At 52.2% G+C, this 24,089-nt stretch carries 20 protein-coding genes; 10 read left to right on the top strand and 10 right to left on the bottom strand.

The features are described 5' to 3' along the window. The first annotated feature begins 130 nt into the window (after positions 1-130). On the top strand, positions 131-1,177 hold the full coding sequence (locus ACTZWV_RS13660; protein ID WP_444787077.1) for an oxidoreductase: 1,047 nt from the start codon (positions 131-133) through the stop codon (positions 1,175-1,177). Between the two features lie 71 nt (positions 1,178-1,248). After that, positions 1,249-1,848 carry a hypothetical protein gene (locus ACTZWV_RS13665; RefSeq protein WP_444787078.1) on the top strand — a complete coding sequence of 200 codons (600 nt, stop codon included), beginning with the start codon at positions 1,249-1,251 and terminating at the stop codon, positions 1,846-1,848. A 26-nt stretch (positions 1,849-1,874) separates the two neighbouring features. Here the strand turns inward: ACTZWV_RS13665 and ACTZWV_RS13670 are convergent, their stop codons facing one another. From ACTZWV_RS13670 to ACTZWV_RS13680, 3 genes are all read right to left on the bottom strand, one after another. After that, positions 1,875-3,854: a metallophosphoesterase gene (locus ACTZWV_RS13670; protein WP_444787079.1), complete on the bottom strand. Its 1,980-nt coding sequence runs from the start codon at positions 3,852-3,854 to the stop codon at positions 1,875-1,877. Positions 3,855-3,922: 68 nt separating this feature from the next. Beyond that, a complete protein-coding gene (locus ACTZWV_RS13675) occupies positions 3,923-6,718 on the bottom strand; it encodes a TonB-dependent receptor (RefSeq protein WP_444787080.1) in 2,796 nt (931 codons plus the stop codon). Between the two features lie 235 nt (positions 6,719-6,953). Beyond that, complete coding sequence (locus tag ACTZWV_RS13680) at positions 6,954-8,261, bottom strand: aminotransferase class V-fold PLP-dependent enzyme (RefSeq protein WP_444787081.1); 1,308 nt, start codon at positions 8,259-8,261, stop codon at positions 6,954-6,956. Between the two features lie 130 nt (positions 8,262-8,391). On the opposite strand from ACTZWV_RS13680, the gene ACTZWV_RS13685 reads away from it, so the two are divergent. The 6 genes from ACTZWV_RS13685 (at position 8,392) to ACTZWV_RS13710 (ending at position 15,521) form a co-directional block, all read left to right on the top strand. Continuing rightward, positions 8,392-8,919 carry a hypothetical protein gene (locus tag ACTZWV_RS13685; protein ID WP_444787082.1) on the top strand — a complete coding sequence of 176 codons (528 nt, stop codon included), beginning with the start codon at positions 8,392-8,394 and terminating at the stop codon, positions 8,917-8,919. Between the two features lie 146 nt (positions 8,920-9,065). Then, positions 9,066-9,764, top strand: a complete 699-nt coding sequence (locus ACTZWV_RS13690; protein ID WP_444787083.1) for an ABC transporter ATP-binding protein — start codon at positions 9,066-9,068, stop codon at positions 9,762-9,764. 2,086 nt (positions 9,765-11,850) lie between these two features. After that, a complete protein-coding gene (locus ACTZWV_RS13695) occupies positions 11,851-12,237 on the top strand; it encodes an FtsX-like permease family protein (protein WP_444787224.1) in 387 nt (128 codons plus the stop codon). Positions 12,238-12,354: 117 nt separating this feature from the next. After that, complete coding sequence (locus ACTZWV_RS13700; RefSeq protein WP_444787084.1) at positions 12,355-13,482, top strand: type 1 glutamine amidotransferase domain-containing protein; 1,128 nt, start codon at positions 12,355-12,357, stop codon at positions 13,480-13,482. Between the two features lie 24 nt (positions 13,483-13,506). Continuing rightward, positions 13,507-14,229: a response regulator transcription factor gene (locus ACTZWV_RS13705; RefSeq protein ID WP_444787085.1), complete on the top strand. Its 723-nt coding sequence runs from the start codon at positions 13,507-13,509 to the stop codon at positions 14,227-14,229. Continuing rightward, positions 14,229-15,521 carry a sensor histidine kinase gene (locus ACTZWV_RS13710; protein WP_444787086.1) on the top strand — a complete coding sequence of 431 codons (1,293 nt, stop codon included), beginning with the start codon at positions 14,229-14,231 and terminating at the stop codon, positions 15,519-15,521. Before ACTZWV_RS13705 ends, ACTZWV_RS13710 begins: the two co-directional genes overlap by 1 nt. Before the next feature lie 25 nt (positions 15,522-15,546). On the opposite strand, the gene ACTZWV_RS13715 is transcribed toward ACTZWV_RS13710, so the two are convergent. From ACTZWV_RS13715 to ACTZWV_RS13735, 5 genes are all read right to left on the bottom strand, one after another. Further along, entirely contained in the window at positions 15,547-16,338 is a 792-nt protein-coding gene (locus tag ACTZWV_RS13715; protein WP_444787087.1) for a hypothetical protein, read from the bottom strand. 136 nt (positions 16,339-16,474) lie between these two features. After that, on the bottom strand, positions 16,475-17,308 hold the full coding sequence (locus ACTZWV_RS13720; RefSeq protein WP_444787088.1) for an NmrA family NAD(P)-binding protein: 834 nt from the start codon (positions 17,306-17,308) through the stop codon (positions 16,475-16,477). Between the two features lie 133 nt (positions 17,309-17,441). Next, the gene (locus tag ACTZWV_RS13725) at positions 17,442-18,074 is read right to left on the bottom strand and encodes an FMN-dependent NADH-azoreductase (protein ID WP_444787089.1); all 633 of its coding nucleotides are present in this window, start codon (positions 18,072-18,074) and stop codon (positions 17,442-17,444) included. Between the two features lie 124 nt (positions 18,075-18,198). Next, a complete protein-coding gene (locus tag ACTZWV_RS13730) occupies positions 18,199-18,582 on the bottom strand; it encodes a winged helix-turn-helix transcriptional regulator (protein WP_444787090.1) in 384 nt (127 codons plus the stop codon). A 153-nt stretch (positions 18,583-18,735) separates the two neighbouring features. Continuing rightward, complete coding sequence (locus tag ACTZWV_RS13735; protein WP_444787091.1) at positions 18,736-20,295, bottom strand: MFS transporter; 1,560 nt, start codon at positions 20,293-20,295, stop codon at positions 18,736-18,738. A gap of 93 nt (positions 20,296-20,388) precedes the next feature. On the opposite strand from ACTZWV_RS13735, the gene ACTZWV_RS13740 reads away from it, so the two are divergent. After that, positions 20,389-21,177, top strand: coding sequence for a helix-turn-helix transcriptional regulator (locus ACTZWV_RS13740; RefSeq protein WP_444787092.1), 789 nt, complete (start codon positions 20,389-20,391; stop codon positions 21,175-21,177). A gap of 88 nt (positions 21,178-21,265) precedes the next feature. On the opposite strand, the gene ycaC is transcribed toward ACTZWV_RS13740, so the two are convergent. After that, positions 21,266-21,892, bottom strand: coding sequence for an isochorismate family cysteine hydrolase YcaC (gene ycaC, locus ACTZWV_RS13745; protein WP_444787093.1), 627 nt, complete (start codon positions 21,890-21,892; stop codon positions 21,266-21,268). Positions 21,893-22,100: 208 nt separating this feature from the next. Here ycaC and ACTZWV_RS13750 point away from each other — a divergent pair, with 208 nt between their 5' ends. Then, a complete protein-coding gene (locus ACTZWV_RS13750) occupies positions 22,101-23,006 on the top strand; it encodes a LysR family transcriptional regulator (protein WP_444787094.1) in 906 nt (301 codons plus the stop codon). Between the two features lie 21 nt (positions 23,007-23,027). On the opposite strand, the gene ACTZWV_RS13755 is transcribed toward ACTZWV_RS13750, so the two are convergent. Continuing rightward, complete coding sequence (locus ACTZWV_RS13755) at positions 23,028-24,077, bottom strand: methionine synthase (RefSeq protein WP_444787095.1); 1,050 nt, start codon at positions 24,075-24,077, stop codon at positions 23,028-23,030. Positions 24,078-24,089 lie beyond the last annotated feature (12 nt).

Raw genomic sequence — 24,089 nt, forward strand, 5'->3', positions numbered from 1 at the left:
GGCCCGGCCACAGAGTTCAGGACCGCGCAGTTAAAGTTGTTATAGCCACTACATAATTTGTGCCTTGCGGTTGCACTAAGGCGGTTATTTTCGCAAAGTAGCAGCCAGTATTCATCAGGCTGAGCTTTGTATGCCAATATCGTCCGAACTTCGTACCCTGCTGGTAGGCTATGGCTATGCCGGTAAAACCTTTCACGCACCGCTGTTGCAGGCAGCCCCGGGCATTAAGCTGACGCATGTGGCGTCATCGCAAGCCGAACAGGTTAAGCAACAGCTGGGCGCGAACATAACAGTATTAGCTGACTATCAAGCCGCCGTGCAGCAGCCGGATATTGCTCTGGTAGTGATTGCCAGCCCGAACGACAGCCATGCGCCTTTGGCAGAGCTGGCACTGCGCGCCGGTAAGCATGTAGTAGTCGATAAACCCTTTGCGCTTACGTTTAACGAAGCCAAAGCGTTAACGGCGCTGGCGACAGAGCAAAAACTATTGTTATCGGTATTTCATAACCGCCGCTTTGATGCCGACTTTCTCAGCCTGCAACACCTGCTAAACAGCGGGCAGCTCGGTCAGGTGGCGCATCTGGAATCACGCTTTGACCGTTTCCGGCCACAGGTGCGCCAGCGCTGGCGTGAACAAGCCGGCCCGGGCGCCGGGTTATGGTTCGACTTAGGCCCGCACCTGCTGGACCAAAGCCTGGTGTTATTTGGCCTGCCACACAGTATTACTGCCAGCTTAAAAACGGTACGGCCAGATGCCACAGCAACAGACTGGTTCTCGGTGCAACTGGATTACGGCCACTTTAGCGTAACCCTCGGCGCCTCTATGCTGGCCGCCGCACCATCGGCACGCTTTACGCTGCAGGCTCAACATGGCAGCTGGCAAAAGTTTGGGTTGGATATTCAGGAGGAGCAGTTAAAACAAGGCTTAACGCCGGCCGCTGCCGGCTGGGGCATCGAGCCGCAACCCGGTTTACTGTACCAGGCAGAACAGGTTATGCCGTACAGCCCGGCGATGGGCTGTTATCAGCATTATTATGCCGCTATTGTTGCGGCTATAAATGGCAAAGGTCCAAACCCGGTACCGCCGCAACAAGCCTGCACAGTAATGCAACTGCTTGAACTGGCTGAGCAATCAGCTGCTGAGGGCAGAACCTTAGCAGTTGCCGCTGCTGCATAGCGGCGCATATTGCCAATTCAAACGTTATGGCTAACACTGAAGCGACCTGATATTAAATAAGGATTGTTACTATGCCCCGCTTTGCCCTGCGTAACCTGTATTTTCTGCCGTTGCTGTGCTGCCCGCTAACGGCACTGGCTCAATTTGACCAATGCGCTATCGACACCCCCTCTGCGGTTTACGGTGCCCAAACCTGGTTGGAGCTGGGCCATCCGCTGAATATGACCACAGAGCGTCTCGGCCGCTTGCCAAACAGTGCAGGCGCTAAGCTGATTGCCTTGGCCTATCAGGGCTGGCAGCAAGGCAAAGCCGGGCAGCAAATCAGCAGCGAAGTCACCGCACTGTGCCAAACCTTTACGGCCGACGCCCTGCTGGCAGACATAGTAGAAAGCCCCTGGCCGGTGCTGCGCACAGTGTGTGGCGATGCCAGTGAAAACCTGGTAACAGCTCTGAACGAGGCCGGCGCAGCTAACACCAGCGCAGCCTCAGTGCTGTTTTATCTGAAAGGCGAAGAGCCGGCACCAAATTTACTGCCACTGGCCGAACAGGCAGTGGCACTTAAACAGCAAAATACTGCCGATATGCAGATGCTGGAGCAGCTTTATGCCAACTGCGCTACCAAAGATAACGCTTATAAAACCGCGCTGGGTAAAGAAATATATGTTGAGTAACCAGCGCTTTATTAAGTGTTAGTTCGCTACCGGCTAAGCCCGCTAATACTGCCGTTGGTTAAATCCAGCATAAAGTGCATATCGTTTTCGCCGTGGCTAAAAGCCTGCAGTAGCTGAAACACACCACCAAACTGCCCGGCGAAGCCGCTGCTGTCGCTTGCAGCTTTGGCCGCCAGTAAACGGCTAAGCAGCTGATACTGCGCCAGCCGCTGCGGGCTGATATCCTGCAACGCCAGGCTGCCGGCATTACGCAGCCGGTAAAAATCCAGCGCCAAATCAAAGCCACTCCAGCCGGCAAACTGCTGCAGCGTAAAGCCGGCATCTATCACCAATGCATCGGCTGCCTGTAACGCCTGCTGCCAGTGTGGGCTGTGCTGCAAGGCCGGCAGTGCAGCCGGTAGTTGGGCTAATGGCGGTAAGTTTTGCAGTTGTGATAACAGCAGCAGTTGCCGGCCATCTAAGGCCAGCAATGCCTCACGCAGCGGTGCCGGCCAATCTTGCGGTAAAAAACGTTGCCGCGTTAATTCACTCAGATGCCAATTGGTAAACTCGCGGTAGTTTTTTGCCGTTAATATTGCTTTATTCCACAACGGTGCGCCCTGTTTTCTCAGAGTGTCATGTTCCTGCTGATAATGCTGAAACAGCTCGTTGTAGCGCGGTATATCATCCAGCACCACAGTGTGCACTGTAACTTTTTGCTGCGGCTGAATGCTAACCAGTTTATAGGCCGGCACATAAGCTGCCAGCGACGGTGCCTGTACATTCACCAGCACTTTGCCATCCGCACTGCGGCTAACGCCGGTGTCGTTAAAATGCATATGGCCGCCAATATGCAGCTTTAAACCGGTAGCGGCCAGCAAGTTAGTTACACTGTCAGCCGGGCGGCGCGCCAGCTGAAAACTGTCGGCGCCAAATTGCGCGGCTATCGCATCCGATTGGCCATTGTAAAACTCTGTCATCGGGTAATGGCTAAAAGCAATTAAGGTTTTACCGGCTTGCTCTGCACGCTGCACCACCCGCGCTATCCAGTCGGTAACCTGAGTTTTATGGCTAAACATTCTGTTATAACCTGCATTGCCAGCCCCGGCGTAACCATCGCCGGTTGCCTGCGGTAAATACACGTTCGCATCTATTGCCAACAACCATACGCCGGCCACCGGCTCGACCAGATAACTGCTGTCGGGCACCATACTACATTGGCTGTAACCGGGCTGTTTATAGCGCCCGCCGGTGCCCTGGCGGCATATTTCATATTGGCGCTGGCTGTAAGCGGCCTGCTCGCTGGCCTGCTTAAAGTTGTAATTAAGCTCGCTGTAACTGCTGTACGGCGTTTCCCAATACAGATAACCGCGCTGCGGGTAAAAGCCAAACGGCGCCAGCTGCGCCATAATCTCCAGGTAGCCCAGCTCTTTTACCTCGTCGCTGCAAATGGTGCGCAGTGGGGTGTGGCTTTGTACTGCCGGCAAACCGGCACAGGCGTCAGTGCCCGGGCTGTAAATGGGCTGTGGGTAACCGCCTGCACCTGAATAATCACTTTTACCGGCCGGGCGGCTATAGGGTCGCACCGGGTCGTGGTTACCCGGCGCGGCAAAAAACTGCATGCCGTAACTGGCGCTGTAATGGTGCAAAATGGCTGCCAGGCCACGCACATGCAGCGGCTGGCCATCGTCGCTGAAGTCGCCCGGCAGCGCTATCAGCTTAACGCCGCGCGCGGCCGCGTCGTCCAGTGCTGCCAGCAAGGCAAAGTAGTTTTCGTTAAATAAGCGCGTCGATTGCAGCTGTGCCGCCATAGTGCGGATAGTGGCATTTTTGCCGCTTAGGCTGTTAGGCAAGCCGGCAAAAGCCCCATCGTTAAAATTGGCGTAAATATCGTGAAAATGAATGTCTGGCATAAAAGCAATTTGTAACTGCGTTGCGCCGCTGCTGTCTGTAACAGCTGGTGCGGCCAGGCTGCTGAAGCTCAGTAACACCGCCAACATAGGGCTGACTCGGGGGATCAGTAACATAAGCTCACCTTGTTTACCCATAAAACAGCCGGCACTACAGCATAAACTGCAGTACCGGCCGGCGTGGCTTAGAAATCTGCGCGGATGCCTAAGCTGATACGGCGTCCGGAGAACTCATTCATCACCGGGAATTGCGGCGTTAAGGTATAACCGGTGGTGGCTTCGTCGGTAATATTAATACCTTTTAAGCTCAGTTTAATATTATCGGTCAGGTTATAACCAATGGCGATATCGGTTTGGCCATAGGCGTCGCGATACACCGGATACAAGTTACGTTCAATCACTTCAACATACTTATCTTTGTAGTTATAAGAAATGCGCGCATCGAAGCGGTCATTCTCATAATACAGCGTAAAGTTGTAAGTGCTGTCGGCCAGGCCTTCCGGCGGCGTAGGGATATCCAAACCGGATGAGCCGGTTAAGGAGTTATCCAGCATGGTGTAGTTAGCATTAACACCAAAGCCGTCTAACAGTGGATGCAGCATACTAAGCGGTAGTTGCGCTATCAGCTCCAGGCCGGTGACTTTATAAGAGCCATCAGCATTAACCGGCTGATAAACATCGAAATCATAGTAACCATCCAGAGTACCGTTGGCATTGCGTTTTTCTACATTCTCAACCACACCGGTCAGTTGTTGCCGCACCACGCCTTCAATATCTTTCCAGAAATAAGACGCCGCCAGAATACCACCGTTCTGCAGATACCATTCCAGCCCGGCTTCCCATTGCTTAGCATAGGTAGGCTGTAGATCCGGGTTACCGTCGGTAAAACGGAACTCATTCCAGCTGACCGAACGCTTATAGGCAATATTGGTCAGAGCTGGGCGCATCAGCGTTTCAGACGCCGCAGCGCGAAACAGCACGTCATCCAGAATCTCTACCGTCATATTCAGGCTGGGCAGCACATCGGTGTAGCTGCCCTTTTTCGAGATCGGCGTATCGGTGTAGCCATTAGAGCCATCTTCGTTCTGCACCTGATGGTAACCAAATGACAGCACAGAAGTATCTACGGCCCGCACCCCGGCATTCAGTGTTACCGGTTTACCGGCCAGGTCAAAATCCAGGTTGGCCATCGCATACAGGCTTAATGCTTCTTCATCTACACGATAGTAATCGCCATCATTAAACGGCGTGCTAAAACCTGCATAACGGAAGGTGCTGCGGGCGTAATCGTTCGATACCTGCATCCAGTTCAGATCTTTGGCTTTATAGGCGCCGCCGGGGACTATATCGGTTACCCATTGCAGCTCGCTGTCGGCCAGGGTACGGCTATTAACCCAGGAAGCATCACCGGCGGCCGGGCCCTGAATTTTTACACCGCCAAATTCACGCTGTTTCGATTTATCGGTATAACGCACACCAAACTGCACACTGCTCAGCGCCGGCATAAAGTCCAACTGCAGGGCTTTTTTAAAGTCGAGCTGGGCTGCATATTTATCGTCGCTAACCTGCTCCAACTCGGTCTCGTAGGCCTCAAACAGGTAGCTTTGCGGCGAGTTGTACATATCGATACTGGCCGGATTAGCGCTGATAATCGTTTCGCCACCGCTGGCATTCCAGCGCGAACGGGACGGCGCATAGGCCACGTGTTTCAGGTTGGCGTAATCCTGTGATTTTTTGGCACCGGAAAAGCCTACCAGGCCGTTGATATCCCAACCATGGGTGCGCCAGTCCAGCGCCAGGCTGTACTGCGAGTAATCGGTGTTATTAATACGCTGTTTGCTTAAAAACTCGTGCTGGGTAGCGCTGTAAGACACGTCGGTCAGCACAATAATGCCGTACTGCGCCAAAGTAGTGTCGTCATAATCGTGAATCGTTTCCAGCGTACTGCGGCTGGACGCGGTATAAGCTGCGGCATCGTACTCATCTTCGGTTACATCATAGCCGCCTTTCATCGCATCAAAGGTCAGGCTGAAATCATTGCCTGGCTTATACTGCAGCGACGCAGTAGCGCCCCACTTATCCTGGTCATTCAGGTACAAACGGTCACCGACTTTATCCTGGAAGATAATCCGGTTGGTTTCGTTTTTATCACTGCGATCGGCTACCACTACACCGGCATCGCGTTCCAGCACCGCCGCGGCCTGATCAGAGCGCGGCCCTGTTGCTTCCAAAAAGCGCCCCATCGGCCGGAAGTTAATGCCGGAGTTCGAATCGGTTCTGTTAGTACGGCTGGCTTTAGAGAACGACACTAACGCGCCCCAATCCCCAAAGGTGTCGCTGGCTAAAAAAGAGAACTTAGGATCAATTTCTTCTGAAATAGAGTTATGCGCGCCTTCGGCAGATACAATCAGTTTGCGCTCGCTGTAATCAAACGGCCGCGCAGTAGATATCATTACCGAGCCGGCAATACCGCCCTCTTCATCTGCTGCCGTTGGCGATTTTTGCACCGTTACGCTTTGAATAATTTCCGAGGCAAAAATATCAAATTCAACATCGCGGCCACCGCTGCCTGAGGCTGTCGCCAGGTTGTTAATAGACACATGGGTAAATTCACTCGGTAAACTGCGCACGTTAATTTTACTGCCCAAGCCTTTATTACGCTCAATGGTTACGCCAGGCATACGCTGCAGCGCTTCGGCCAGGTTTTGCTCAGGGAAATCGGCTACATCGGTAGCAACAACCGAATCAGAAAAGCCGATATTCGACTTTTTCAGATCTACCGCTTGTTCCAGGCTGCGGCTGTAACTGCCGGTTACCGAGATAACTTCCACGGCTTGCTCTGTAATGTTATCCGCCGTTTGTGCCTGCAGCGGGGCTGCGGCTACGGCCAGCGCACCGCCCAGCAGTATTTGCTGCACGGCACGGCTTAATGGTGTTTGGTGTAATTTGCTGATGTCGTTGTGTTTAATAGAGGACTGCATGTGTTTACCCACTGCTAATAGCTATCGCCGGCCCGGCCGCTGTTATAGCAACCCGGCCTGGCGTGCACGGTTATTATCGGATTTACTGTTATCTGCTCCTGCGCCAGCACAATTAAACTCAATAGCGTGGCACTGCGTCCTGCTATCAGGAACGCGGTTACGCTACAGCAGCTGTGTGATGTTTTTTTTACAGCAAGATTAATGATTTACGACAGCAATACAGCGGGGTAACCGGCTACAGCGCGCTTAGCGCAGCCAGCGTACGTTCAATCTCCGGTTCATTGTTGAGCAGACTTGGTGCAAAGCGGACGTAAGACTTACGATAAGGTGTGCTGCTGATAATAATGCCTTTGCTGTGCAACGCTTTTACTACATCGTCCGGCGCCATGGTTTTATAATCAAAACACACCATTCCGGATGACAGCTCAGCCGACATCGGCGTATGTAGCTTTACACCTTTGATTTGTTGTAAACCTTGTTTGGTCAGGCTGTTTAACTGATGAATACGCTGTTGCACCAAGGCTTTATCCAGCTGCAAATGCAGCTTAAATGCCTGCGGCAAAGCCCAGCGGTGTTCAAACGAGTGAAAGCCGCCCGGCGTCATATGTTCGCCCGGCGGTACCTGATCCTGCGTGCTGCCACCTAACCAGACGTCATAAGAGCGGCTGAAGCTTGGGATCACGGCTTTACATTGCGCCCAGCCTTTATCACTGCCCCAGATAACGCCGGTGCCGCGTGGACCAAACAGCCACTTGTGCGCACCGGCAATAAAAAAGTCACAGCCCAGCGTCGATACATCAACATTTTCAATGCCAAAGCCATGCACACCATCAACACAAAATAAGATTTGATCTGCTGCTGAGCGCTGCTTATTTTGCTCTGCCAGCACATCGGCCATCGCCCGTATCGGCAGTTTTACACCATTACACGAGTGTACCCAGGTTACCGCCACTACTTTGGTAGCAGGTTTAATCGCCGCGGTTAGTCTGGTCAGCACTTCATCAACCGATACCTGTGACGGCGTATCATACAACGCTACCCGACGCAGTGTGGCACCGGTACGTTCAGCCCGTAGCTGCAGCGATAAATCGGTCGAATAGTGATCATGCTCCGTTTGCAGAATTTCATCACCGGGGCGCAGTGTCAGGCCGCTGTATACCAGCGCCAGCCCCATAGTGGTACTGTCGGTCAGCGCAATTTGTGCGCCGTGGCCGCCCATATACCCCGCTGCAGCGGCCGCTACCTCGCCATCGATAGTCATAAAATGTTCGTGCCAATAATCGGCCGGGTTGGCATCAAAAGCCCGCCGGTGCTGCTCTATCGCCTCCGCCACAGGCTTGGGGTGCGACGCCAGTAAAAAGGTGGCTAAATGAATATAGTCATAACTTAAAGCAAACAGTTTACGCAAGCCGGCCCAGTCGCCCGCCTTTAACAACGTCGCCCCGGCGCTTGGCTCAGAACCGGCCTGCACCAGCGCAGGCAAAGACAGCATGCTGCTGCCAAGCACTAAGGAAGTTTTAGTCAGAAATTCACGCCGCTGCATAGCCATCACCACTGATTAAATTTTAATCAGTATAGTGCATCTGCCACAACACGCCGTGCGTCGTTTTATTTGGCATAGTTTCTGCTTTATTTCGGTACAGGCAAAAATCTACCTTAGCGGAGCGCATCCTATGACAGTGTCAGGCCTTAGCATTAATAACTACCAATTGCAGTATCAGCTGTTAAAACCCGAAACTGACGTTGCCGACAACAGCGCAACGCGGCAAGATATTGCCGCCATAGCCACGCCTGCGGCAGCACCGGCAACGCAGCAAGCGCCACAGCCGCAGGATGAAACCAGCAAACAGCAACAAGCGTTTTTAACCCAGATGATGGAACAAATGCTGGCCAACCGTATCGGGCTGGATAAACAAAAGTACGATGAAATACAACAGAAAATAGCAGAAGCTCAGGCCGAAAAAGATGCTCTGCAACAGCAGCCGCAAAGCCCCGGGCGCGACGGTAAAATAGCCGCCTTAGATGCCAAGCTGGATAAACTCGGCAAAGCCCTCGAAGGCCTGATAGCAGAGGCCAACCGCAACCGCGAAGCGAAAGAGCGCGAACAGCAAACAGTAAATGCGGTACAGCAATACCAGCTAACGGCGCATGCCGATAACGTCGGAATTAATACAGCTAAGAAACCAACGCTGTTTTTGTAATCTGAGTACCCCGGGCAGCCCAAAACTGCCTGCTTAACAGCCGCTTTAGCTGAAACCTGCAAAGGCTTGTTAAGGCGCTATTTTCACATCTGTTTCACAGCACTACGGCTAGGCTGCGATAAGTTTATCCAGCAAGAGTAACCGTTATGCCGGCATCCGCGGTAAGTCGCATTGAATTAACCAATGTTAGTCAGTCATTCACGCACCATGCGCAGCAGGTTCAGCTGTTCAGTCAGCTAAACCTTTCTATAAAGCAGGGGCAGTCCTATGCCATTACCGGCCCTTCCGGCTCGGGTAAATCCAGTTTGTTGATGCTGATGTCCGGGCTGGAACAACCTACACAGGGCCAAACCAGTTACATACAAGACGGCCGCATACTGCCGCTTAGTCATTTGCGTGCAGATATTGGCTTTATTTTTCAGCAGTTTCACTTACTACCGGAATTAACGGCACTGCATAATGTGGCGTTGCCACTTAAACTGCGCGGCCAAAAACAGGCCGAACAACAAGCCAAGGTATGGCTGGAGCACGTCGGGCTTGGCCACCGGCTGCAGCATAAACCACAGCAGCTAAGCGGTGGCGAGCAACAGCGGGCAGCAATTGCCAGAGCCCTGGTGTTTGAACCGCGCTTTATCTTTGCCGATGAACCCACCGGCAATCTGGATACGCAAAGTGCCGCAGAAATAGCGGACTTGCTGTTTGCCTGCTGTCAGCAAAAAGGCGCCGGCCTGGTGATGGTAACCCATAGTGAGCAACTGGCGGCCCGTGCGCAGCATGTTTTCAGCTTTAACCATGGCAGCACTGCACTGGTTGAACAAGCCCGGCCGGAGGTGCAATGTGTTTAGCCATAACCTTGCTCTGGCCTGGCATTTTTTCCGCCAGCAACGGCAGCACCGCCATCAGCGCTTACTACGCTGGGTGCAAACCATTCTGATGGTGTTTATTGTCGCGTTAAGCCAAACCAGCGCCGGCATTCAGGCTTATCTGAGCCAAAACTTAAATAACTTGCTCGGCGCCGATCTGGTGCTTAGCCAGCCGCAAGCTTTAAATGACAGCCAACACACAGAACTAACGGCTATGTCACAACAGATAGTGCTGACCAGGAGTCTGACCACCACCCTGACCCACAACGGCGCCTGGCAGCGCGCAACGCTAAAAGCGGTGGCCGCAGATTACCCGTTGCACGGTGAACTGCGCGCATCAACTGCGCTGGCCGGCAGCGAAACCCTGTCCTCTGCAGGCCCGGCAGCGGGTGAAATCTGGCTGGATTCACGGCTGTTAACCAGCTTAGCGCTGCGCATCGGTGAGAGCTTAGCCATTGCCAACCAAAAGCTAACGGTGACGCGGATTTTGCAGCACGAGCCGGACCGCTTAATGGAAGGGCATAACGTCAATATGCGCGCCTTAATGCATAGCCGGGATTTTGATCGCTTTAATTTTGCCGCCGACAGTGTGCAGCACCGTTACCTGGTTGCGGCCAACCAGGCACAAATAAAGCAGATTATCGCCTGGCAAAAAGCCAGGTTACCGGCCGCGCAACTGCAGCACAAACAAGGCGCGCATCCGCTGGCGCTGTTTTGGCAACGTACCGAAAACTTTATTGGTCTGGCATCCATTATTCTGTTTTTTATGGCGGCAATTGCTATCCAACAACTAACCCAACTGCAAATGCGCAAAGAGCAGTTTTTCAGCGCGGTTTGCCTGAGCCTGGGCGCGTCCAACAGCAGCGCTGTGCAAGTTTCTGTTATCAAGTGGCTGTTAGGGTTGTTGTTTTTGCTGCCTGCAGTGCTGCTGATATCTGCCCTGTGCCATTGGGCGCTTATCCGGTGGCTAAGCCCCACCTTCGCCGGACTGACATGGCAATGGCATAACCTTTTGGCAGCACAAACTCTGCTGGCCACCGCCGCTATGTTCTGCGTGTTTCAGCTGCCGGTGTGGGCCGGGCTGTACCGCACCTCCGTGGCTCAACTTATTCATAACACGCAGCATAAGTTCAGCCATGGTTTGTCTTCAGGCTGCGCCTTACTGGTGTTACTGGCCGTTGCGGTGGCCTACTCAGATAACGGTTTATTAACTACCATGCTATTAACGGCGATGGCGGTAACTATTGGGCTGATGTTAGTCAGCAGTTGGCTACTGTTGTCGATAGGCGAAAAGTTAACCAGCAACATCTCCGGCATACTGCCGTTCGCGCTGTATATGATGAAACAACGTTTACTGAGTAAAACCACGCAGATTTTAGGCGTGGGTTTGTCTGCCTTTTTATTGCTGTTTAGCCTGATGCTGCTCAAAGATCTCGGTAGCAGTATGCAAGCGTATCAGCGCCAGCACGATGGCAATCTGCTGGTGTCGCAAGCCAGTAGTGAGCAAATGGCCGATATAGCCACATGGGCGGCAAAGCACAACGTGGTAATACGCCAGCATAAGCCGTTTATCTACGCCAAACTAACTAAGGTAAACGGCCAGCCTCTGGCTGACTTTAGCCAAACACCCAGCGATAGCCTGGCCAGCTTTAGCCAGCCGGTGCGGCTACACTGGAGCGATGCTGTGCCCGCTAACAACCGTATTGTTGCCGGCCAGTGGTGGCAGCCGGAGGATAACAACTGGCAGCAGGTTGCGGTGGAACAAGAGGTAATGACCGATCTGGGGTTAAAGTTGGGTGATCGCTTAAGCTTGTTTATTGCAGGGCACAGCATCGGGCTGGTTATTGTTGCCAGCCACGCCTACAAACCCGGTGCCGGCTCGATCACTTTCTGGCTGCAAATGCCAGGCTCAGCACTTCAGCATATAGCAGCGCCGCACTACGCTATGGCCAGCCTGGAGTTGGCGGACGGGCAATTTGCTCTGCTGGCTGAATTGTGGCGGGCGCACCCCTCGCTGCGCATGGTGTCACTGCAGGAAATGACCCACCGCTTTGATACTACGCTGGCGATGGTGACTCAGGTGATCAGTGGCTTTTCCGCCTTGATTATTATGCTGGCAGCTATCGTTATTGTGTCCTCTGTGCATGCGCAGGAAGCCAGAGAAAAACAAAAGAACAGCATTATTCTCAGTTTTGGTTTTTCCCGCACTACTTGCTTAAAGCTTAACGCCATTGAGTGGCTGGTTACCGGCGCTATTGCCGCAACCGGCGCCATCATCGGTACCTGGTTGGCGGGGTTACTGATTTATCAATCGCAGTTTTCACTGCCGTATCAGCCTGATTTTATCTGGTTGCTGGCCACCCTCGCCGTCATTTTAGTGCTGGTAACGGCATTGGGCATTGCCGCCGGCAAACATAGCCTGGCCGGCTCGGTTCGCCAGCTGATGGCGGAATAAGCCATCAGAAATCGATTAGCAGTTTTCATCTTTCACATGGCTTTCACAGCCGGGTTGGCATGCTGCTCGCTGAAACCCAAAACGACCGAAACTCAATGTGTAAACGGAGACATTATTATGCAATTACTTAAAGGTTATTTATTGCCGTTCATCTTACTGTTGGCGTTACTGCTGATGGCCGCCGGCACAGCGGCGCAGCCGGACAACAAGCGTATTCTGCTGGTGTTAAGCGGCTACGGCCAACAACAGGGACAGCAAGCGCCCGGCTATGAATTTGATGAATTTGCCAAAGCCTATCTGGTGTTTAAAGCGCACGGCATTGATGTTGACATTGCCAGCCCGCAAGGTGGCGCGGTGGAAGCCGATGAGTACGACCCGGCCAAGCCGTACAATCAGCAAGTGCTGAATGACCCGACGATTATGGCGAAGCTGGCTGACACCCTGGCCACGGCGCAATTGGCTGCCGCTAACTACAATGGCATTTTTATTGTCGGCGGCAAAGGCGCCATGTTTGACTTACCAAAAGACAGCGCGCTACAGCAACTGATTGCCAGTATTTATCAGCAACAAGGCTCGGTCGCGGCCGTCTGCCATGGCCCGGCGGCGCTGGTAAACGTTAAGTTAGCCGATGGCAGCTATCTGGTCGCTAACAAAGCGGTTAACAGCTTTACCAATGAAGAAGAGCAGTTATTTGGTAAAAAGTGGCTGCCAAAATTTGAATTTTTATTGCAGGATAAACTGATCGAGCGTGGCGGCATCTTTCAAGCCAGCCCTATTATGCTGAATCATGTGGTGGTGGATAACCGGCTGATCACCGGCCAAAACCCTACCTCTACCGTTGCCGTGGCCACAGCACTGGTCAAGTCGCTTGGCATTACGCCACTTGTTATGCCGCCACATAAAGATGATTACACCCTGGCCTTAGTGGCAGCCTTACTCGATGGCCATCCTGGCGCAGCACAGGCGTTAGCATCGAACGCGGAGCAGCTGCATATTGAACTGATAGGCATGTATGGTTACTACTTTTTTACTACAGCCAACAGCGCAACGGCATGGCAACATGCGCTGACACTGATGCAACTGGGCCAAAGCGCGATCAATAATCCGGCGTTGGATCTGCAAATTGCTAAGGCGCAGCAGAAGCTTGGCGATAAAGCTGCCGCTGCGGCAACGCTGCAGCAGATATTAGTCAACAAACCTGAGTTTGAACCTGCTAAAGTCATGCTAAACAGCATGTCGCTGTAGTGCATTAACGTAAATGGAAACCAGATGGAAACTGCGCTAACCCCATCCTCAGCCCTGCATGTGCTGCTGATTGAAGATCAGCTGAATATTGCCAAAAATATTGCTGAGTATATGGAGCAAAAAGGCCATGTGTTTGACTTTGCTGTCAAGGGCACGCAAGGGTTGGCGTTAGCGCTGCAGCACTATTACGATCTGATTATTCTCGATTTAAACCTGCCGGCCATGGATGGCCTTGAAGTATGCCGTCAGCTAAGGCAGCAGGCGGAACGGCATATTCCGCTGTTAATGCTCACCGCCAGAGACAGCATTGATGATAAAGTCGCCGGTTTTCATGTCGGCACCGACGATTACCTGACCAAACCCTTTTCGTTACAAGAGTTGGAAGTGCGCTGCCTGGCATTGTGCCGCCGGCACCGCTTACAAGGCAAAACCCCGGTACAGCTTGGCCCTTTGCTGCTGGACAAAACACGCAAAACCGCAAGCCGTGATGGCAAACCGCTGCAGCTGACCAGTATGGGCTATAAAATTCTGACGGTACTGGCGGATGCCTACCCGCAAGTGGTTAGCCGCTCTGAGCTAAGCCGCAAGCTGTGGGGTGATGAACCGACCGACTCCGACGCGCTACGCTCGCATATTTATCAATTGCGCGCCGTGCTGGATAAACCTTTTGCCTACCCGATGGTAAAAACCGTGTTTGCCGTCGGCTTTAGCTTAGAGATAAGTACTTTGGAGGTAGTAGAAAAGTGATGTCTGATGTAACTAAGCTAAATAAGCCAGGACAAGAATTCCATAGTTTAAGCCGGCGTATCGTCTGGCAGTTCTGCATTTTTACCCTGCTGATCTCAGCGCTGTACAGCTTAATCTCCTTTACGCTGATGTACACACTGGAAGACAGCTTTATCGAAAAAGATCTGCAACGCGAAGTCGCCTACCTCAGCAACCACTACCGGGAAAACGGTAACTGGCCGGAACCAAGAAGCAATACTATGCAGTTGCATTTTTCCAGTGCCAGCTACCCGGATGACATGCGTGCCTCAGCCCTGGCCGAGCCGGAGCGTAAAGAGTTTTACGGCCAACAGGGCCGGCATTATCACTTGTATCATTTGCCTGCGCACCCGGGTGTGTCGCTGCTGGCAGAGGTAAGCACTGAGTTACTGGTACGGCCCATTCGCGGCGGCGTGCTGCAATTTTTAGCTATCAGCGGCCTGCTGATCAGCAGCATTGCTTGCCTGCTGGCCTGGCTGGTCAGCAGGAACACCACCCGGCCGCTAAAACAACTGGCACAGCTGGTCGATGGCGTAGCGCCGCAGCAGCTGCCGGACAACTTCTCACGGCAGTTTCCCAATAATGAAGTGGGTATTTTGGCACGCACGCTGGAACATACGTTTTGCCGGATGGCTCAGGCCTTAGAGCGCGAAAAATGCTTTACCCGCGATGTCAGCCACGAGCTGCGCACGCCGCTGGCGGTAATAAAAAACGCTGTTGAACTGTGTCACAGCCGGGCCGTCAGCAGCAGCGCCGACAACGCCGTGCTGCAGCGCATTTATGATGCCGCCGATCAGATAGAAAAAGCCGCCCACACGCTGTTAATGCTGGCCAGAGAGCAACATACCCCCGGCCAGCACAGCGCGACCAGGCTGATGCCGCTGCTGGAAAAAGCCATTTTGGATAACCGCATACTGTTAAGTGGTAAGCAGATAGAGATTGATATCAACGACAACTGCGATGTCAGTCTCAACGCCAACGCGGATATGCTAAAAGTGTTGCTGGATAACATTTTAAGCAACGCTTTTAAATATACTGAGTCCGGCACAGTTCACATCGCCTTTATTGCTAACCAATTGCAGATCCGCGATACCGGCCCGGGCATAGAACCGGCGATCTGCGGCCACATCACCGACGCCGGCGTTAAAGGCAGCCAAAGCACCGGCTTTGGTTTTGGCTTATCGATTGTAAAACGCTTGTGCGAACACCAGGGTTGGCAGATGGCGGTGGAAAGCACTAACGGCACTACTGTGACGGTGTTTTTCCCGCCATAGCGAGGTAAGTGTGATTTACCCCGTATCACTGCCCTACATAGTGATAATCGGAAAAACTAACCGTCGATACTTCATCAATAGTGCTGAAAAACGCGAAGCGGCCTTTCATCGTCAGCTCCTGCCGCGCAGGCAGTACCGCAGCATCAATTTTAATAAAATCAAGCGTTAGCTTAAACTCTTTAATCTCGGCGCTGAATAGCGGCGAGAAGCTGGCGGTATTAGTAATTTCAATACTTTCAATATAGTGCTGCTGTTTATCAAAGATAAGGCTTCCCTGCAGATGCTGTGACGCCTCTGCCCCCAACTGACTGAGATACACAGCAAAACCGGCGTGAAAGCGCTGCGTGTTGTTTGATAACAGCTGCAAGCTGTCAAGTTGAATAAGGTCACGCAGCTTCACGGAGAAGCTCTGTTGCCCGCCGTTTTCTGTCTGTTTTTGCTTAGTCTCTGCCAGTTTTTTTTCCGCAAACTTGCGCAGTTGCTTATTGTCAGGCGGCTGGCCATTAAGGCTAAGCAAGGTCCATTGCTGACCCGTTGCTTTGGTTGGCTCGAACAGTGCAATACTGCTGCTGATCTGCCCTTCTTCGTTTTCATAGCGTGACACGCGATAAGACCAGTCGGCACGGCCGCGTTGTTCAAAGTCAGCAATAGCCCGGCTGATAAGCTGGCCGATACTGTGTTGCCCGTCAACTGGCGCAGCCGGCGCAGTATCAGTTAAAACGTGCTCTATCCGCTGCGGCTCAGCCGCCAGAGGCGGCGCTACTAAGCCGAGACAAAGATACAGCGCGCGATACTTTGTATAAAGAACAGTATGCATAACATGCCTTTTTGTTAAGACAAACAGGCATTAAATTTACCGACAGCCGCGTGAAAGCAGTGTGAAATCTGTTGGCTCACCCGCTGCCGCGAAAACAAAGAGCAGGCGCTGTTTTGTAAAGTGGCGCTTAGCTGTGCTATTTGAAATACTGAATATTTTCTGTTACCCACGCTTTAAAAGATTTTGCCGGCCGGCCAATAATCTGTTCCACCGTTGGCGTGATAGTGAAACCTTGCGCCGGGGTATTGCCATACCACTGATATAAATAATCCATGGTGGCTTGCGGCAAGCCCCACTCTTGCCACCTGGCCCGGGTTTGTTGCTCATCCAATTCAATAAAGGCTATATTCCGGCCTAAGGCCGAGGCAATTTGCTGCACTTGTTTTTTTGGCGTGAGCACTTCCGGCCCGGTTAGCGTGTAGATCTGTCTCGCGTGTCCGCCGTGCAGTAATATTTCCGCAATCACCGCCCCCACATCGGCTTCATGAACAGCTGCTGTTGGTCTGTCGCCGAAGGGCTCCTGCACCTGATCCTGATGTTTAACCGATGCTACCCAGCCAAGCGCATTCGCCATATATTCCTGTGGCTGCAAGATAGTCCAATCAATGCTGCTGTGCTTAATGGCTGTTTCAAGCGAGCTTTCGTTGCCTTCGCCATTCCAAAGAATAGTAACGCGCTCAACCCCGGCCTGTTCTGCCAGCTTAACCAGCTGCCCGCCATTGGCTAAAGGCGTGTAACTTTCGTCACCAAAGGATATCAGGTGCAGGCCTTTTACACCGTTAAGCGCATCTTTTAATGTATCCGCCTGGTTAAGATCGCCGGCAACAACTTCTACACCCTTTGCATCATTAACTGCAGCAGGATTTCTGCTTAGCAACCGCACTTTGCACTGTGCTTTCAACAGCATGTTTATAACCTGGCTGCCAATTGTGCCGGTGCCTCCTGTGACTAAAAATATCTGCTCTTTCATGCTTTAAGCCCTTGTTGTCGATTAAATGCCTATGCTGTGTGCCGCACAGATGACAAGCATAAAAGCTAAACATAAGTTGAGGTCAACTATTGGAGGCAGCACAACCGCCGATGTTGTTGCTATGACATTAAACTCAGACCGCAGCCGCCCGGCGTGTGATCTCGGTTTCAGCCAGGCCAAGGGCTTTTTTCAACCGGCCGTCCTGAAACTCCTCATACCCGACACGGATAAACCCGACACTACGCAGGCCAATAAAGCCGAGCATGGTCATCAAGTGCGGTTCCAGAAAGTTCATCTGCGCCAACGGGCCTCCGGGTAACAGATCGCCATCTCCCACTGAGACGATGACGGTGACCGGTTTGTCGGCCAGCAGTGGCTGATAAGGCTGCTCTGCTCCCGGGTTAAACTGAAATGAACGACCGGCGCGGATAATCTGATCAAAATAGGCTTTTAATTGCGCCGGGACGCCAAAATTATACATAGGAACCCCCATCACCAGCGCATCTGCAGCTTCAATCTCTGCCAACAGCATCTCGCTTTCCGCTAACACAGCCTCCATCGCCGGCGAACGTTCCTCAGCGGGCGCAAATGCACTGGCAATCCAGGCTTCGTTAACTGGTGTGGGAAGATGCAATGTCAGATCCCGTTCACACAATACGCCACCGGGATGAGCTGCCAGCCAGCTCCCGGTAAATTGTCTGGTTAAACGTCGGGTGATTGACCGGGTGTTGCGGCCACTGGAGTTTAGAACTAATAACTGTGCCATGGAATAAACCTTCTGTGACTGAACAAGGTGAAACGAACCGTTGCATTATTCATGTCCTCAGATATTGGATCCACGACCAGGATAGTGAGCAAGTCACTAAATTGTGAGTGGCTGCTAACGTCCGTTACAGGCGGTTTGCCCTATACTGCAGATAGGATTCCCCCCACTCGTCAAGGCTATTCAATACTTTGCATAAGGTAGCCCCAAACTCAGACAAGCGGTACTCTACCCGGACAGGCACTTCCGCATACACATCACGTTCTATCAAACCATCCGCTTCCAACTGTTTGAGTTGCGTCGTCAGCGCTTGTGGTGAAATACGTGGTAGCGCGCGTTGCAATTCCGAATACCTGCGGGCTTGTTCTTTTAACTCATGCAAAATAGAGGGTTTCCAGCGCCCGCGAATAATATCCAGTGCGGCCCGCACCGGACAATTTTCCTGCAAGCTGCCAAATTTCTGCTGATAATCAGACAATTGATCATAGTCCCGCGATAATGGTTGACCCATAGTGACCTCTTATAATGCTGCTACTCTGCAAATCGTATGGATGGCTGCACTGAGCCAATCCCTGATTCCAAATCATAGTACTTTTCCGGTAAGGCGGCAGAGGCTAATCCAATTGAACTCCGGGATAGCAACCACTCTTTTCGCCACTAACTGTCAGGCCTGCTCACACTCCTGCTTGCCGGTGTTAGCTTCAAGTGGCCTCAGTGCAGTAGTCGTTGCCAACGCCAACAGTACAAAAACTACACTACTAAAAATAGCCACCACTTGCATACCTTTATTGAAGGCCAATCTGGCGACGTTATGTACCTCTGCGGACAGTGAGTCTGCCGCGGCTTCAACGGCCCATAACCCCTGTTGTACCAGCTGCATGTCCACTACCGCGGAGGATGCATACTGACCCGTTACATGCAATTGATAGACAAACAACGCTAAGCTGCCCAGTAGCGCTACTCCCAGCGCAACACCCAACTCTTGTGCCATTTCAGACATCGCAGATGCTGAGCCGGCTTGTTCCGGCGGAGCAGAGCTGACTACCAAATCCGTACCAAGCGCAGCCAGTGCTCCCAAGCCAAAATAAATCAGTGAAAACCCTGACACCACCAGACCAACTTGCAGTTGGGCCGGATCGGCTATGGCAACCAGGCCAGAGCCGGCGCTGGCCAACATTAATGCTGCGGCCAGCACCGTTGCCGGGCTAAAGCGCCCGGCTAAAAGCGGCGCCACCAGACCGGCTAATACCATCATCAACGCCGGCGGTCCCAGCCAAAGCCCGGCCACTACCGGGCTAAAACCGGCAATCAGTTGCAAATACTGCGTCACAAGCAGCATCATGCCGGCAACCCCGATTAAGCCGGTAAGCAATACCAACAGCGCAAGATTGAAGGTTTTGTTGCAGAAAAGCCGCAAATCAAGTATCGGCGTGCCTATAACGCGCTGCCGTTTAATAAATAGCAGCAAGCCTATGATACCCAAGCCAAAATAACCGATAAGCGCAACGGATAAACCGGATCTTGATAACTCTTTGAAGCCATAAATGATGGGCAAAATACCCAACAACGATAAAACAACACTGCCTAAGTCCGGCTTTGCCCGGGCGGGATTTTTATACTCCGGTAAAAAAACGGGCGCAGCGCAAAGCAGGACAATAATAACAGGCACTGCGACTAAGAAGGCAGAGCCCCACCAATACCGTTCCAGCAATACTCCGCCAACCACCGGGCCAAGCGCCATACCCAGCGCAAACATGGTCGCCCAGATCCCGATAGCCAGAGCGCGCTGTTTGCCAACGTGAAACAAATTACTGATTAACGCCAGGGTCGACGGCATCAGAGTAGCGCCAGCAATACCAAGTAGTGCTCTGGCAAGAATTAATATTTCAGCCGTTGGCGCATAAGCGGCAAAAATTGAAGCTAAAGCAAAACAAAATGCGCCGATCATTAACAGCTTGCGCCGGCCGATCCGATCACCTAAAGCGCCCATAGTGACAAGAAAACCGGCGATCATAAAACCGTAAATATCCATGATCCAAAGCACTTGCGTGCTGCCCGGCTGTAACGCCTCAGCAAGCGCGGGCAACGCCAAATACAGAATAGTGATATCTAAACCCAGTAACAAGGTCGGCAATGCTAACACGGCCAGTCCTATCCATGCTCTGACCCCGGCCGTAACATGATGCGGCGCCACAGCGGCGTTTTCAGCAGAATTAAATGACATACTTCCTCCCATTTCAATTGAACTGCCGGCATTGTCCCTCTACATTTATCCGGTTACAATATGTCAATTTATCCCATTACTAACGGTAATTGCATGACAAAGCAAAGACTTAACCGAATGAAAAGTGAACTGACTGACTTTTTGCTACATCATCGGAACAAGTTAAAGCCAGCAGATGTCGGCCTTCCCGGCAGCCACAGAAGACGCACACCAGGCCTCAGGCGGGAAGAAGTTGCCACAATCGCGGGGGTCGGGCTTACCTGGTATACCTGGTTTGAACAGGGGCGGGATATTCAGGTATCCGAATCATTCTTACTTAATATCGCCAAAGCGTTAAAGCTGAATGACGCAGAATGCTGTCATCTTTTTCTGCTGACGCATCACCGCCCACCGGCACTGGATACGTTTCAGCAGCAAAGCATTGACAGCTTAACCCAAGCGATAATGGATGAATTAGCCATGCCGGCTTACATCATGGACTTGCGCTGGAATATCATTGCCTGGAACCGTTCTGCCGACGAACTGTTTTCATTCACAGAGCGCACATTGCCTGATCGCAACCTGCTGAGAATGGTGTTCACTGACCCACAACTGCGCAGCCGGCTGCCCGACTGGCAGCAAGATGCAGCTAAGCTGGTTGCCCAATTTCGCTGCGATATGGCAGCGTATCCGCAAGACCCCGTAACACAGAGTCTGGTGGCTGAAATAAAACAACTATCGCCGGCTTTTAATCAGTTATGGGCAACTGCAGGTATCGCCAATTACAGCAGAGGTATTCATGCAATGCTGGATAAAGCGCTGCAGCGAAAGAATTTTCAGCATAAAGTGCTGGCGGTGGAAGAGTATAAAAACCTGAATATGATTATTTACTTTGTAATATAGCGGCATATCAAGCAGCACTGCCGTTTCGCGCTGCTTGCTGCCGGACGCGGTGTTTACAGGCCCTGCTTATTAAGCAGGGCCTGTTGTGTTACTTATTGCCGGTTAGTGTATTAAAGCTGTTGATCAGGTTGCGGTAATCCGGAATGTGGTTGGAAAACAATGCACCTAAGCCTTCAATATCGTTACGCCAATCACGGTGTAATTCGCAGGCGGTACCGAACCACGTCATTAGCTGGGCACCGGCGCTGGTCATTCTGTCCCATGCCGCATCGCGCGTCATGGCGTTAAAGGTGCCCGACGCATCAGTAACGATAAACACCTCATAGCCTGCTTCCAATGCTGACAACGCCGGGAAAGCGACACAGACTTCTGTTACCACACCGGCAATAATCAGCTGCTTTTTACCGGTTGCTTTAACGGCTTTAACAAAATCTTCGTTGTCCCAGGCATTAATTTGCCCGGGCCGCGCTATATAAGGCGCCGACGGAAACATGTCTTTTAGCTCCGGCACCAACGGGCCATTAGGGCCTTGCTCAAAGCTGGTGGTTAAAATGGTTGGCAGGCCAAAATATTTAGCCAGATCAGCCAGGGCTAACACGTTGTTTTTGAATTTATCCGGGTCGATATCACGCACCAGTGATAATAAGCCGGTTTGATGATCTACCAACAACACTGCGGCGTTGTCTTTATCCAGGCGAACGTATGGCTTGGTCATAGTCAGGTCCTCTGTGTGTGTGCAGCCTAAGCTGCGTTTAGTCAGCCGGCTAAGTTTAGTCGCCGGCCCGTGAAATGCATTGTCAGATCTGGCTTAAATTGCTGCCGAAAGGCTTAATGCAATCACTATAAATAATTAACTTATCCGCCGGTAGTTAGCTAAAATGGACCTCAGTGTTCTATTAACAGAACAATCGCTGCGAGGCCTTATGCAAGATCTGAATGATTTGTACTTCTTCGTCAAAATTGTCGATGCCGGCGGCTTTGCTGCGGCAGAGCGGGCGCTGAATATTCCCAAATCAAAACTAAGCCGCCGTATAGCCGGGCTGGAGCAGCGATTGGGTGTAAGATTAATTACCCGCTCAACCCGGCACTTTGCTATCACCGATGTTGGCCAGCGCTACTATGAGCATTGCCAGGCAATGCTGGTGGAAGCCCGGGCTGCGCAACAGGCTATAGATGAATTGCGGGCAGAACCTTGCGGCACCCTGCGGCTAAGCTGCCCTATCGGTTTGTTGCACTTTCATATCAGCGAGATGCTGGCGGATTTTATGCTGCTGTATCCGCAAATTAAGGTGCAACTGGATGCCACTAACCGCCGGGTCGATGTGCTTGGCGAGGGTATAGACCTGGCAATCCGCGTACGGCCGGCACCACTGCAGGATTCTGATTTGGCCATGCGGGTGTTGTCCGACAGAGGCCAGTGTCTGGTAGCCAGCCCGGCCTTAGTGCAGCAACTGGGCATGCCGGTTTCGCCGCTCGAGCTGGCGAAGTGGCCAAGCTTAGGCCGCGGCACACCGCACGAGCAACATACCTGGTTTTTAACCTCGCCCCAGGGCGCTGAAGTGCAGGTAAACTACCAGCCCAGGCTGATCACTACCGATATGCTGGCAGTAAAAACAGCCGCTCTGGCCGGCGTTGGTGTGGCGCAATTACCCCTGCTGATGGTTGGCCGCTATATTGAAAGCGGCCGCTTGGTCCGGCTACTGCCGGACTGGGCTATCAGAAGAGAAATTATCCATATCGTATTCCCGACCCGGCGCGGGCTGCTGCCGTCGGTACGGGCTTTTATTGATTATCTGGTACAGCGCTATGCCATTATTAATGAAGACTAAGTCAGACAGTAGCGCCGGATATTATCCGGCCAGTAATTCATTTCGCACAATCTCTGCCCCTGCCGCTAAGGCATTCAGCTTGCCGCTGGCAACGTCACGGGATAACGGCGCCATACCACAGTTAGTGCAGGGGTAAAGCTTATCAGCGTCAACATACTGCAGTGCTTTTCTCAGCGTCGCCGCCACTTGCTCCGCTGTTTCTATAGTGTCAGTTGCCACATCAATGACGCCTACCATCACTTTTTTACCGCGGATAAGCTCCAGCAGCTCAAGCGGCACATGCGAGTTATGACACTCCAGCGATATAATATCGATATTGGATTGTTGCAGCTTGGGGAATACCGCTTCGTATTGCCGCCACTCAGAGCCCAAGGTTTTTTTCCAATCGGTATTGGCTTTAATGCCGTAGCCATAGCAAATATGTACCGCCGTTTCGCATTTAAGCCCTTCGATGGCGCGCTCTAAACACTTAATGCCCCACTCATTTACCTCATCAAAAAACACATTAAAGGCCGGCTCATCAAACTGAATAATATCCACCCCGGCAGCCTCTAAGTCTTTTGCTTCCTGGTTCAGTATTTTGGCAAATTCCCACGCCAGTTGCTCACGGCTTTTATAATGGTCATCGTACAGCGTGTCGATCATCGTCATTGGGCCAGGCAGCGCCCATTTTATCGGCTGGTTGGTTTGCGCGCGTAAAAACTTAGCATCTTCAACAAACACCGGCTTTGGCCGCGACACCGGGCCCACCACTGTTGGCACACTGGCATCATAGCGGTTACGGATTCTGACGGTTTTACGCTGGTTAAAATCCACACCGCTTAAGTGCTCGATAAAGGTGGTGACAAAGTGCTGCCGCGTTTGCTCGCCATCACTGACAATATCAATGCCGGCCAGTTGTTGCTGCTGTAATGACAGCCGCAGTGCGTCCTGTTTACCATCAGTCAGTTCGTCACCCTGCAGTTTCCACGGTGACCAAAGTGTTTCCGGCTGTGCCAACCAGGATGGCTTCGGTAAACTGCCGGCCGTTGAGGTAGGTAATAATGTTTTTTGTAGTAAATGCTTGTTCATAATTCGTATTTA

Origin of the sequence: Rheinheimera sp. NSM, from assembly GCF_052380015.1 — a bacterium.
In the GTDB taxonomy this organism is placed as follows: domain Bacteria; phylum Pseudomonadota; class Gammaproteobacteria; order Enterobacterales; family Alteromonadaceae; genus Alishewanella.